Source organism: Citrobacter sp. Ce119, assembly GCF_030334525.1.
Lineage (GTDB): Bacteria > Pseudomonadota > Gammaproteobacteria > Enterobacterales > Enterobacteriaceae > Citrobacter > Citrobacter europaeus.
This window is the reverse complement of sequence record NZ_JAOWDR010000017.1, coordinates 36,702-49,454: the sequence shown is the minus strand read 5'-3', so window position 1 is coordinate 49,454 and position 12,753 is coordinate 36,702. Positions and strand designations below refer to the sequence as shown.

Sequence of the window (12,753 nt, the reverse complement as noted above, 5' to 3'; positions counted from 1 at the left end):
GGACCTTAAACGCCCGGCTCCTGGTGCAACCGACGACATGCAGTGCCATCCTCACGGAACAGATGGCAACGCTCTGGCGGCAGGCCGATAGCGAATGTGGCACCCTCTTCTACCAACACCACGTCGTTCTGGCGGTAAACCAGGTTTTGACGGATGGCGGGGATCTGGATATGAATTTGTGTTTCGTGACCCAACTGCTCGACCACCTGCACTTCACCTTCGAGGGTGACATCGGCGATATCGCTGGGCAGCAGATGTTCCGGGCGGATACCTAAAGACATGTTGGCGCCAACCTGCACCGCATGGCTGTCTACCGGTAGCCAGATTTGCTGGCGGTTGGGCAGCTCAACCTGCACTTGATCGATGGCCGTTGCCGTGACTTTCACCGGCAGGAAGTTCATCTTCGGCGAACCAATGAAGCCCGCTACAAAGCGGTCCGCCGGGTAGTGATACAGCTCCAGGGGCTTACCGACCTGCGCTACGCGACCGGCATCCAGCACCACAATTTTGTCGGCCAGCGTCATCGCTTCGACCTGATCGTGGGTGACGTAAATCATCGTGCGGCCCAGACGTTTATGCAGGCGGGAAATTTCAATACGCATCTGCACGCGCAGTGCGGCGTCCAGGTTCGACAGGGGTTCATCCAGCAGGAATACGCGCGGTTCGGCGACCAGCGTACGGCCAATCGCCACACGCTGACGTTGTCCGCCGGAAAGTGCTTTCGGTTTACGTTCCAGCAGGTGCGCCAGTTGCAGAACTTCCGCGACCTGGTTCACGCGCTGATTCATCACCTCTTTTTTCGCTCCGGCCAGTTTGAGGCCGAACGACATGTTTTCCGCGACAGATAAATGGGGATACAACGCATAGGACTGAAAGACCATGCCCACACCGCGTTCGGCGGGTGGAATGTCGTTCATCCGGGTCTCCCCGATAAACAGATCGCCACTGGTGATGGTTTCAAGTCCGGCAATCATACGCAGCAAGGTCGACTTACCGCAGCCTGAAGGTCCGACAAACACCACGAATTCCCCTTCGTGAATGTCGAGATTGATATCTTTCGATACCACCACGTCACCCCAGGCTTTCGTTACATTTCGCAGCTGTACGCTCGCCATGCCCTTCTCCCTTCGTTACAACCTGTCATCGACAGCAACATTCATGATGGGCTGACTATGCGTGATCCCTTGACTGCGTGAATCCTCCACCCCCCGGCTTTTTTATGGGGGAGGAGGCGGGAGGATGAGAGAGCAGCGTCTGAGACCCGGGCCGTACGCAGCGGAGGAATTTCGTGATGCAGCCTGCAAAAATCGGTGGGTTTTTATGTGCGCCAGTACGCAATACTCACATTTATGTAACACAGATCACATAAAGAGCGGGTGGGGCGTAGGGGTAAGGAGGATGGAAAGAGGTTGTCGTATAAAGAAACTAGTAACCGTTAAGCCACCTCTGCAAAATCACCAAACAGGATGGGAACTATGAAAATCAAAACTGGCGCACGCATCCTCGCATTGTCTGCATTAACGACGATGATGTTTTCCGCCTCGGCTCTCGCCAAGATTGAAGAAGGTAAGCTGGTTATCTGGATTAACGGCGACAAAGGCTATAACGGCCTCGCTGAAGTGGGCAAAAAATTCGAGAAAGACACCGGGATCAAAGTCACCATTGAGCACCCGGACAAACTGGAAGAGAAATTCCCGCAGGTTGCCGCGACCGGCGACGGCCCGGACATCATCTTCTGGGCGCATGACCGTTTTGGCGGCTACGCTCAGTCTGGCCTGCTGGCTGAAATAACGCCTGACAAAGCATTCCAGGACAAGCTCTATCCGTTCACCTGGGATGCCGTACGCTATAACGGCAAACTGATTGCCTACCCGATCGCGGTTGAAGCGCTGTCGCTGATTTACAACAAAGACCTCGTGCCAAATCCACCGAAAACCTGGGAAGAAATTCCTGCACTGGATAAAGAACTGAAGGCGAAAGGTAAATCCGCGCTGATGTTCAACCTGCAAGAACCGTACTTCACCTGGCCGCTGATTGCCGCCGACGGCGGTTACGCGTTCAAGTTTGAAAACGGCAAGTACGACGTGAAAGACGTGGGCGTGGATAACGCTGGCGCGAAAGCGGGCCTGACCTTCCTGGTTGACCTGATCAAGAACAAACACATGAACGCGGATACCGATTACTCCATCGCTGAAGCGGCCTTTAACAAAGGCGATACCGCGATGACCATCAACGGCCCGTGGGCATGGTCTAACATCGACAAGAGCAAAATCAACTACGGCGTCGCGCTGTTGCCAACCTTCAAAGGCAAGCCGTCTAAACCGTTTGTTGGCGTGCTGAGCGCGGGTATCAACGCCGCCAGCCCGAACAAAGAGCTGGCGAAAGAGTTCCTCGAAAACTACCTGCTGACCGATCAGGGTCTGGATGAAGTGAATAAGGACAAACCACTGGGCGCCGTTGCGCTGAAATCCTTCCAGGATCAGTTAGCAAAAGACCCACGCATCGCCGCCACCATGGATAACGCCCAGAAAGGCGAAATCATGCCGAACATCCCACAGATGTCCGCATTCTGGTATGCCGTACGTACCGCAGTGATTAACGCAGCCAGCGGTCGTCAGACCGTCGATGCCGCACTGAAAGATGCACAAGGTCGTATCACCAAGTAGTGCTGTAGCACACGTGCCGGATGGCGGCATAAATGCCTTATCCGGCCTACAACTCACCGTAGGCCTGATAAGCGCAGCGCCATCAGGCACTTTTGCCGACAGATGTTCAATGTTGTAGAGGAAGATCCCCATGGATGTCATTAAAAAGAAACACTGGTGGCAAAGCGACACGCTGAAATGGTCAGTGATGGGTCTGCTTGGGCTGCTGGTCGGTTACCTTGTTGTTTTGATGTACGCTCAGGGGGAGTACCTGTTTGCCATCATGACGCTGATTTTAAGCTCTGCTGGCCTGTATATTTTTGCTAACCGTAAAGCCTATGCCTGGCGCTATGTTTATCCAGGCGTTGCCGGTATGGGGCTGTTTGTCCTGTTTCCGCTGATTTGTACGATCGCCATTGCCTTTACCAACTACAGCAGCACCAACCAACTGACCTTTGAACGCGCTCAGGAAGTTCTGATGGATCGTTCTTATCAGGCGGGTAAAACCTACAATTTTGGCCTGTATCCGGCGGGTGATGAGTGGCAACTGGCCCTCACCGACGGTGAAACCGGCAAGAATTATCTCTCCGACGCCTTTAAATTTGGCGGCGAACAGAAACTGCAGTTGAAAGAAGCCGAAGCGCTGCCAGCGGGCGAGCATGCAACGCTGCGTATCATTACGCAAAATCGCCAGGCATTAACCCAATTGACCGCCATCCTGCCGGATGAAAGCAAAGTGATTATGAGTTCACTGCGCCAGTTCTCCGGCACGCAGCCACTCTATGCGCTCGCTGATGACGGTACGCTCACCAACAGCCAGAGCGGTGTAAAATATCGTCCGAACAACGACATTGGTTTCTATCAGTCGGTGAATGCAGACGGTAACTGGGGCGATGACAAGCTTAGCCCGGGCTACACCGTTACTATTGGCTGGGATAATTTTACCCGCGTCTTTACCGACGAGGGCATCCAGAAACCGTTCTTCGCTATCTTCGTCTGGACGGTGGTCTTCTCGGTACTGACCGTTATTTTGACCGTGGCCGTCGGCATGGTGCTCGCCTGTCTGGTGCAGTGGGAATCCCTGAAGGGCAAAGCGATTTACCGCGTCCTGCTGATTCTGCCGTATGCCGTGCCATCGTTTATCTCGATTCTGATTTTCAAAGGGCTGTTCAACCAGAGCTTTGGTGAAATTAACATGATGCTGAGCGCGCTGTTTGGCATCAAGCCGGCCTGGTTCAGCGACCCAACCACCGCGCGTTCGATGATTATTATCGTCAACACCTGGCTGGGCTATCCATACATGATGATCCTGTGCATGGGCCTGCTGAAAGCAATTCCTGACGATCTGTACGAAGCCTCGGCGATGGATGGCGCAGGTCCGTTCCAGAACTTCTTTAAGATTACGTTGCCGCTGCTGATCAAGCCCCTGACGCCGCTGATGATCGCCAGCTTCGCCTTTAACTTTAACAACTTCGTGCTGATTCAACTGTTGACCAACGGTGGTCCGGACAGGCTCGGTACCACCACGCCAGCCGGTTATACCGACCTGCTCGTGAGCTACACCTATCGTATTGCCTTTGAAGGCGGCGGTGGTCAGGACTTCGGTCTGGCGGCGGCGATTGCCACACTGATCTTCCTGCTGGTTGGCGCGCTGGCGATTGTGAACCTGAAAGCCACACGTATGAAGTTTGATTAAGGGAGATAACGACAATGGCTATGGTCCAACCGAAATCACAAAAGTTACGTTTATTCGCAACGCACTTAGGGCTGCTGATTTTTATCGCGGCGATCATGTTCCCGCTGCTGATGGTTATCGCTATCTCGCTGCGCGAAGGTAACTTTGCCACCGGCAGCCTGATCCCGGAAAACATCTCCTGGGAGCACTGGAAACTGGCGCTGGGCTTTAGCGTTGAGCACGCAGATGGCCGCGTGACCCCGCCGCCGTTCCCGGTACTGTTATGGCTGTGGAACTCGGTGAAAGTGGCCACCATTACCGCGATCGGTATCGTGACGCTTTCCACCACCTGTGCTTACGCCTTTGCCCGTATGCGATTCCCGGGCAAAGCAACCCTGCTGAAAGGGATGCTGATTTTCCAGATGTTCCCGGCGGTACTGTCTCTGGTCGCGTTGTATGCTTTGTTTGACCGCCTGGGCCAGTACATTCCGTTTATCGGCCTGAACACTCACGGCGGCGTGATCTTCGCTTATCTCGGCGGTATTGCGCTGCATGTGTGGACGATTAAGGGCTATTTCGAAACCATCGACGGTTCGCTGGAAGAAGCGGCCGCGCTGGATGGCGCTACGCCGTGGCAGGCTTTCCGCCTGGTGCTGTTACCGCTTTCCGTTCCGATTCTGGCGGTCGTGTTTATTCTGTCGTTCATTGCCGCCATTACCGAAGTACCGGTCGCGTCACTGCTGCTGCGTGATGTGAACAGCTACACCCTCGCGGTAGGTATGCAGCAGTACCTCAATCCACAGAACTACTTGTGGGGCGACTTTGCCGCCGCAGCTGTACTTTCAGCCATTCCGATCACTCTGGTATTCCTGCTGGCGCAGCGCTGGCTGGTCAACGGCCTGACGGCGGGTGGTGTGAAAGGTTAAGTTTTACCGAAGTAACCGCCCGGCAACGGGCAATGCCACTGCAACCCTCAATTTATGTTATCCCAACCTGTGACTGTTATTCGGCGCTCTACGGAGCGCCCTTTTTTTATGTAAATTCCATACGCTTAAGCGATGTAAAACGTTTACACTCACTGGATTATTTTTATTGACAGACAGTTAACATCTTTGTGATAAGCATCACATATGCAAATTTTCATAATGACGAAAACAAAATACAGAATAACACTTCCACTCTCGAAATATTACATTACCCTAACGATAAAATCGGGCGAGTAACAAATATGAAAGTTTATAATTTTGATAAAGTTATTTCACGCGACGGAACCTATAGCGCTAAATATAATAACAAGGGGCGTGACATCATCCCTCTGTCTGTAGCTGATATGGATATCCCCGTAGCTGATTTTATAGTTTCTGAATTGTCAGTCGCAAATCAGAAAGGTATCTACGGTTATACATTATTAAGTGATGACTGGCAGCAAGTAACAGCACAGTGGTACCAACGCCATTACTCGTGGAAGGTCAACCCTGAACACATTGTTTTTTGCCCACGAGTGGTACAAGCCGTCTCATTATTTATCCAGAACTTTACCCAGCCGGGAGATGCTATTGTCAGCCTGGCCCCAGCCTATCATCCTATTAGCCATGCAGTTGAAGTCAACCATAGAGTATTGCTGGAAAGTGCGTTATTTTATCGTGACCACCGCTATGAAATAGACTTTGCGGATCTCGAAGATAAGTTTAAAACGGCTTGTTGTTTTATTCTAATATCGCCGCATAATCCAACAGGAACAATCTGGTCAGAAGACAATCTGAGAAAAATAGCTTCATTAGCAGAGAAATATAATGTTTTTATTATTTCCGATGATGTTCATGCAGACTTCAATTTCACCAAAAAACAACATCAAACAATCTCTTCGATAAGTTCATACGTTGCACAAAACTCGTTTATTTGTACATCTCCAGCAAAAACATTCAATATGGCCGGACTTGAAATCGCCAATATTGTTATTGCTAATGATAAGTATCGTGAAAAGTTTAAATCAGCTCTTATTGCAGCAGGTATCCATAATCCTGGTTATTTCTCTGTTCCTGCATTTCTCTGTGCTTACCGCCATGGCGATTCTTGGTTAGCAGCATTAAAAGATTATTTGGCCGAAAACAGGCGCTGGGTTCAATCATTCTGCCAGGCTCATTTTCCAGACTGGGTTGTCGCCTCTGGTGGTGGAACTTACATGTTGTGGATCGACTACCGAGCGATGAACATCAGCGAAGAGCAACTACGCCATTGGTTTGTCTCCCTCGCTGGTGTTGAGATGAGTTGGGGATCAGATTTTGGCGATGAAGGACTTGGTTTTTTCCGCGTGAACATCGCCACGCCGAGAACCACTCTTACACAAGCATTTGAACGGATTTATCAGAGCATACCCTTCACTACAGGAGTTTCCCTCCATGAATAATAACAATACTCCAAGAACACCAACTCTGGTGGAATCATTGTTACCAATACTAGCGATGGTTCTATTGCTGGGAGTTGGCTATGCAGCTTTCGATCTGCCACCTGAGCCATTAATGGTTCTTTCAACCGTCATTGCTGCGCTGTTAGTTAAGCGGTTGGGGTACGGCTACAATGCAATCCTTGAATCAATATCGCAGAAAATCGCCAAAACAATGCCTGCTCTGCTAATTTTGATCAGCGTGGGCCTCCTGATTGGGACATGGATGATAGGCGGTACTATTCCGCTGATGATTTATTACGGCCTTAATCTGATAAATCCTTCAATGATCTATGTGACCGCCCTGCTCGTTACTGCCGTCGTCTCTGTATGCACAGGGACATCCTGGGGATCGGCAGGCACCGTCGGTGTAGCATTTATGGGTGTGGCCATCGGAATGGAGGCTAATCTGGCAGCAACTGCTGGCGCTATTGTGGCGGGGGCTTATTTCGGGGACAAACTGTCACCTCTTTCAGGCGACACTAACCTGGCCGCGATGGCGGCCCAGATAGATCTCTATGAACACATCGCTCATTTACTTTACACAACCCTTCCTTCATTGATTCTGTCAGCCGTTGTTATGACCCTCTATGGAATGAATGGCGATCTCGGCGGCTCAACCGTGCCCGACAAAGTTCAGCTAATTACAGAGGGATTAAAGGGGATTTATCATTTTAATTTGTTGTTATTGCTCCCCATTGCCATTGTCCTGTACGGTTCGATTACCAAGAAACCAACTATTCCAATTATGCTTGTTTCGGCACTGGTAGCCATGATCAACGCCAGCGTCATTCAGGGTTTCGCACTACACGACATTGTAAAAAGTGCAGTAGACGGATTTAACGTTTCAATGCTTACCGATAAAGATGTTAATCCGCTATTAGGTAATTTGCTCAACCGCGGTGGCATGAACTCGATGATGAGTACGTTGCTTATTTGTTTCTGCGCCCTTTCATTCGCGGGAACATTGGCCTTGAGCGGCGCTTTAGAAGTCATCGTCCATAATCTGCTCAAATTAGTTCATTCCACAGGAACCATGATTCTTGCGACTATTGCCTGTGGCTTAACAATGATTAGCGTGACCTGTAATGGTCAGATCTCAATCCTGATCCCGATTGAAATGTTACGAAGTGCTTATATTGAGCGCGGGCTACATCCAAAAAATCTGGCGAGGACTGTAGAAGACTCTGCCACCATATTTGAACCGATTCTGCCCTGGACTGCCGCGGGTGCCTACATGGCAGGTACGCTTGGTGTTGCTACATTAAGCTATCTTCCGTGGGCTATTCTCTGCTGGAGTGGCATTTTCTTTGCGACGCTATGGGGTTTCACTGGCTTTGGCATCGCTCGCTTGTCCAAAGAAAAGCAGCAACAGCTCATGATGGAAACCGTAAATGAAAGCAAATAGAATCGGCCTGATTAAGATATTCGCCAGTCATTAACCACGTCTACACGCCGCAGCCCGATTGCGGCGTGTTGTCTGTTACTCTCGCTTCAGCCGTTTGGAATTGCACAACCACAGGGTGATCACCAGCAGCAGGATCGCCGCAGAATAGATCAGCACATCCATCGGCGCTTTATGATCGACAATGATCAACCGCACAATCGCGGTGATCCCGATATAGACAAAATAGCGCAGCGGAAAGTGAAACCCTGACTGAAAGTATTTCACAATCAAGGCGATAAATTCAAAGTAGAGGAAGTAAACCACCAGCCCTTCCACCAGCTCATACTTGCTGGTTTGTTCCGGCGCGAACAGCACATCTGCCAGATGCAGCGTTTCTTTCCCGAGGAATACAACCAGGATCAGGCCCAGACTCAGCAGCCCCAGATTCAACACAGTCTGTAAGATGGTGGAGATAAACTCCACGCGCGGACGAGATAGCGACGTCATAACGGCCCCTCCTGTTCAGTGACGAGGTTTCTGTATAACGCAAAAATGTGACAGAGATCTACATTTTTTGTTTATGTTTTGTGCAAGACAGGTCAACGGGGAATGATGAATGTCACGACACATTTCACAGGATGAAGTATGCAGATAAGACAATCCGCTGTCCGCAACGTTACCTGCGGTGAGAACGTGGTGATTTATGAGCCCGCCAATCTCTACGACTGCACATTGGGTGACAACGTCTTTGTCGGACCATTTGTAGAAATCCAGGGCAATACGCAGATTGGCGCAGACAGCAAAATTCAGTCGCACACCTTCATCTGCGAATATGTCACCCTGGGCGCCCGCTGTTTTATCGGTCATGGCGTGATGTTCGCCAACGATATGTTTCGCGAAGGAAAACCCAACGCTGACCGCAACAGTTGGGGGAGAATTATCATTGGAGACGATGTTTCGATCGGCAGTGGAGCGACCATTCTGGCGGTCACTATCTGCGATGGCGCGGTCATCGGCGCGGGAAGCGTGGTGACCAAATCGATCACCGAGAAAGGCGTATATGCGGGAAACCCGGCAAAATTATTGCGTCGCATATAACTTGCCGGATAGCTCGATTAACGGAAATTCACGCTGCGATCGCTGGTCATGTCGTACAGACCAAACTTACGTCCAAGCTGCTGGCCGCCATCACGCGTTAACGGCGTCCAGCCAATCGCCGCACGGCTGCGGGTCGGGCCAGACGAGAACAGATCCAGCGGTACGGAAACGTACACCCCTTTGGTAAAATCACCCTCTCCGTACTCATCCGGCGAGGCATCGGTGATGGTTGCATAGCCACCTACCACAACACCGCTATCAAAGCGTTTCGCCACTTCCAGCGTTCCGCCCTTATCCCCCGCCAGATACTGACCCACGCTGGCTTTCACCAGTACATCCTGAGCGAATGACGGATTCCAGTAAGCCGTCAAATGCCCGGTCTTCACGCTGTAGTCGGTGAATTTCATCATGTCCTGCGCGCTACGCCAGTCACGCTGTTTCACGTAGTTGGCATCAACACCAAACGCCCAACTGCTGTCCAGCGGGCGATACAGCACTTCCGCCCCCGCTCCGCCATACATGGTTTCCAGATAGCCACCGTAAACCTGTCCGTAGAACCCGTTTCCGAGTGACTGGAAGTAGTTGGCCTGCAGGTTATTCACGTAGACATCGTTTTGCACATACTCGCGCACATGGGTACGCACTCGTGGTAAATGCGAATCCTGCGGCGGGTTGGTGTAGTTAAATTTGTCATAGTTATTGGCGAGGTTAGCGAACAAACTCCCGGTGGTCAGCAGATGATCGGTCACCCACCAATCCGCTGTTCCCATTACGCCCAACTGATACATATAGAAGTTTTCCGGGCCGCCCACCGACTGGTTAAGCACCGGATCGATGTGGAGATTAAAGCGTGACTTATCGATATACCAACCCTGCTCGGTCGTTTTCGGCACCACGGGCTCAACGCGTTTTTGCGCCAGTTGGGTTTCATGACCCAACGGCTCGCCTTCCAGATGGCGCTTGAGGCTGGAAACCTCCGTTTCAGTCGTCACCTGCGGCAAGTTAAGGCGATTTTCCGTAATACGGATCGCGCGGATCCCGTCGGGAAGGGAGTTCATCACGATCCGGTTGGCACGTTCGATCCCTTCACGCGAATCACGGTATTTCACCTGTTCACCGGTCACATACAGCGTATCGCCCTGCACCTGAATTTTAGGATCGGCCAGCCCGGCGTTATATTTCAGCAGCGTTAGCTGATTCGCTACCACCGAATGTTGCAGGATGGCATCCTGCGGCTGCGGCTGATATTTCGGCCGGGCGTTGTCGTTATAGTTTGGCCGCAGATCGTTAAAGTTAGTCCGCAGCGTGACCCCAAACATAAAGGTGTTCCCGCGCTCATAGCTCAGGTTAACGTCGGCCCAATCGGTGACGCGATAAATAGCGCCGACGTTAAACTTGCTCTTCTGATCCAGCTTGCCCGCAAAATCCTGTTGGTAATTATTCCCCTCATACTCCAGCTTCAGGCGCAGTGGTTGCCAGGGAGTCTGATATTCCACACCGCCAAATAATGATGCCGGACCATGAAACATCTGGCTGCCGTCAATAGAGCCGGCCTGCTTGTAGCTGTTATCGCGATAGCAGAATTTATCGCTGTATGAGCAAAACGGATTGCTGACGTTGCCGCTGGTCCCGAGATATCCCCAGCCCAGGCCAAGCGAGAAATCAAACGGCCCCCAGGCTTTATTCGCCACTATATACTCCGCATCGAACAGGCCCGTCCCGCCAATATCGCGCGCGCCAGCCGCTACCTGCGGCATCCAGTAGCTCTCTTCCCACAGCCGTAATTTGAGATCAAAAGCCTTATCTTTGTATGTCTGATCGCCTGAAAACGACTCGACGCTGCTGTATTTTTTAGTACGCACATCGGTGTAGCGCAGCGTGGTTTCCAGCCACGGGAACAGTTGTACCGACGCAGAGTAGTAGCGGTACTGATCGTTGTCGCGGTAGTTGAGGCTCATTTCGCCCTCGCGCGCCATGCGTGCAGTTGGGGTTTGCAGCAGCCCCACGCCGCCAAAATCGGACTGCGAAGGTCCAATGGGCGCGGGCCAGGTTTCACCATGGCAAGCAACGCTTACGCCCAGCGCCAGTAAGCTGAGCAGGTAAGTTTTTCTCATTATTCGGGTATCCGCTGGGTCAGGGTGCGAAGAATATCGGCATTGATTTCATCCGGGGTGCTGCTCCAGACAGCATCAGAGAGTCCGACAAAAATGATGCTGCCGGGCATCGGCTCAACGTGACGTTTGTTCCAGTAAGCGACCGGTACTTTCTGCGTGCGTCCATTGGGATAGATGACCCACGCGTAGCTACGATCCGCGCCGCCGAGCCGACTTTGCCCATCGAGGTAGCTGGCGACATCACGCCCGGGCATAAACGGTTGTTTACCTGGGTGGCTTAGCAGGCCAAACAGCGTGATATCGGTTGGCTGCGCTCCGGCCCACAGCGTGTAATTGCCCTGCAGCGGCGGGTTACCTTGCTCGCTGACGCGCACAACATCCGGATCGAGATTAATCTTCTGTCTGCCGGTCACCTTCAGCGCCTGAATTTGCTGGCGTAATGCCTTGATAGATGCGGCATCGTCACCGCTTTCTTCAGCGCTCAGCGTCGCCAGGCGAGCCAGTAATGCCTGCTGCTGACGTTCCGCCTCAGTCGTTGCCCGCTCTTCACTGATAACTGCGCCTGGCCACCAGCTATTGCTCAACTGCGGCTGTCCAACCAGGTCGAGCAGATGTTCAGCCCCGGTCAGCGTTTTTGGCTCTGCGCTGGCGGAGGTAAAGACCTTAACGCTGCCCGCAGCAAAAACGGACGCTGTGCTCAGACTTAACAGCAGCGCCAGTACGGCTCGTTTGATCATGATTTTGCCGCCTTAATCAGCGTGGTTTTCACCGGGAAGTAACGTGCGCCAAGATACTGTTCCGACTGGCGAATCTGCCCTTCGCTGTCGATCCAGTAGCGGTTATGCCAGCGTGTTTGTTCGGTAGTTATCTCTTCATCGAGGAGCCGTACCGGCGTGTTATCGCTGCCGACTTTGATGGTGTCTGCGCCATCCCATTTGAAAACTGAGCGTGCGGTGGCATAGCGTACCTGCTGATGTTCAGTCCAGCCCATCGTACGGGTCCACGTTGCGCCATCGATTATTTGATTTGGTTTGATGAGCGGGTCTGCCGCCAGATTATTCATCTCGATCAGGTTGTCACCACCGAGCTGCGTTTTCACAATGCGCCCATGCTGCGTGACGAGAATGGCCCGATCCTGAGTCACCCATTTTTGCTGTCCGTTTTCTGCGAACGCGAGTACCACAAACAACTGGGGACCGCCGTTGAGTTGCATGTACTGGCTGGCGTAGGGCATGTTTTGGATTTCATCGTCCGTCATCTGTACGCCGGGAGTACCAAACACGCTCTCCCATAGCGAATGACCCAACCCTTCGGTGGTGGCTGAGCACGCCTGCAGTAACAGGCAAACCATTATGATCGCTGGTCGCTTCACGACGTTTCTCCGCAGCGGC

At 52.0% G+C, this 12,753-nt stretch carries 11 protein-coding genes and 1 pseudogene; 6 read left to right on the top strand and 6 right to left on the bottom strand.

Going from position 1 to position 12,753, the window contains the following annotated elements:
- Positions 1 to 5: 5 nt before the first annotated feature.
- Positions 6 to 1,115, bottom strand: a complete 1,110-nt coding sequence (gene malK, locus OGV80_RS01880) for a maltose/maltodextrin ABC transporter ATP-binding protein MalK (RefSeq protein ID WP_048215134.1) — start codon at positions 1,113 to 1,115, stop codon at positions 6 to 8.
- A 360-nt stretch (positions 1,116 to 1,475) separates the two neighbouring features.
- Between malK and malE the strand changes: the two genes are divergently transcribed.
- The gene (malE, locus tag OGV80_RS01875) at positions 1,476 to 2,666 is read left to right on the top strand and encodes a maltose/maltodextrin ABC transporter substrate-binding protein MalE (RefSeq protein WP_047407230.1); all 1,191 of its coding nucleotides are present in this window, start codon (positions 1,476 to 1,478) and stop codon (positions 2,664 to 2,666) included.
- A gap of 15 nt (positions 2,667 to 2,681) precedes the next feature.
- Here malE and OGV80_RS24465 read toward each other — a convergent pair.
- Positions 2,682 to 2,756: pseudogene (locus OGV80_RS24465) on the bottom strand (hypothetical protein); the annotation flags it as partial.
- A gap of 40 nt (positions 2,757 to 2,796) precedes the next feature.
- Here OGV80_RS24465 and malF point away from each other — a divergent pair.
- The 4 genes from malF to nhaC all read left to right on the top strand — a co-directional run bounded on the left by malF (position 2,797) and on the right by nhaC (position 8,171).
- Complete coding sequence (gene malF / locus OGV80_RS01870; protein ID WP_087052813.1) at positions 2,797 to 4,341, top strand: maltose ABC transporter permease MalF; 1,545 nt, start codon at positions 2,797 to 2,799, stop codon at positions 4,339 to 4,341.
- A gap of 14 nt (positions 4,342 to 4,355) precedes the next feature.
- On the top strand, positions 4,356 to 5,246 hold the full coding sequence (malG, locus tag OGV80_RS01865) for a maltose ABC transporter permease MalG (protein WP_043018069.1): 891 nt from the start codon (positions 4,356 to 4,358) through the stop codon (positions 5,244 to 5,246).
- A gap of 302 nt (positions 5,247 to 5,548) precedes the next feature.
- Positions 5,549 to 6,727, top strand: a complete 1,179-nt coding sequence (locus OGV80_RS01860) for a MalY/PatB family protein (protein ID WP_286513443.1) — start codon at positions 5,549 to 5,551, stop codon at positions 6,725 to 6,727.
- A complete protein-coding gene (nhaC, locus tag OGV80_RS01855) occupies positions 6,720 to 8,171 on the top strand; it encodes a Na+/H+ antiporter NhaC (RefSeq protein ID WP_043018068.1) in 1,452 nt (483 codons plus the stop codon). The genes OGV80_RS01860 and nhaC overlap by 8 nt, the downstream gene beginning before the upstream one ends.
- Positions 8,172 to 8,246: 75 nt before the next feature.
- On the opposite strand, the gene psiE is transcribed toward nhaC, so the two are convergent.
- Positions 8,247 to 8,657: a phosphate-starvation-inducible protein PsiE gene (psiE, locus tag OGV80_RS01850; RefSeq protein WP_003031674.1), complete on the bottom strand. Its 411-nt coding sequence runs from the start codon at positions 8,655 to 8,657 to the stop codon at positions 8,247 to 8,249.
- A gap of 138 nt (positions 8,658 to 8,795) precedes the next feature.
- On the opposite strand from psiE, the gene OGV80_RS01845 reads away from it, so the two are divergent.
- Positions 8,796 to 9,248: an acyltransferase gene (locus OGV80_RS01845; RefSeq protein WP_087052814.1), complete on the top strand. Its 453-nt coding sequence runs from the start codon at positions 8,796 to 8,798 to the stop codon at positions 9,246 to 9,248.
- Positions 9,249 to 9,265: 17 nt separating this feature from the next.
- Here the strand turns inward: OGV80_RS01845 and OGV80_RS01840 are convergent, their stop codons facing one another.
- The 3 genes from OGV80_RS01840 to OGV80_RS01830 are packed head-to-tail and all read right to left on the bottom strand — an operon-like array spanning position 9,266 to position 12,734.
- Positions 9,266 to 11,362, bottom strand: coding sequence for a YjbH domain-containing protein (locus tag OGV80_RS01840; RefSeq protein ID WP_220772036.1), 2,097 nt, complete (start codon positions 11,360 to 11,362; stop codon positions 9,266 to 9,268).
- Complete coding sequence (locus tag OGV80_RS01835) at positions 11,362 to 12,099, bottom strand: capsule biosynthesis GfcC family protein (protein ID WP_087051796.1); 738 nt, start codon at positions 12,097 to 12,099, stop codon at positions 11,362 to 11,364. The genes OGV80_RS01840 and OGV80_RS01835 overlap by 1 nt, the downstream gene beginning before the upstream one ends.
- Positions 12,096 to 12,734, bottom strand: a complete 639-nt coding sequence (locus tag OGV80_RS01830; RefSeq protein ID WP_047407247.1) for a YjbF family lipoprotein — start codon at positions 12,732 to 12,734, stop codon at positions 12,096 to 12,098. The genes OGV80_RS01835 and OGV80_RS01830 overlap by 4 nt, the downstream gene beginning before the upstream one ends.
- Positions 12,735 to 12,753: the final 19 nt, after the last annotated feature.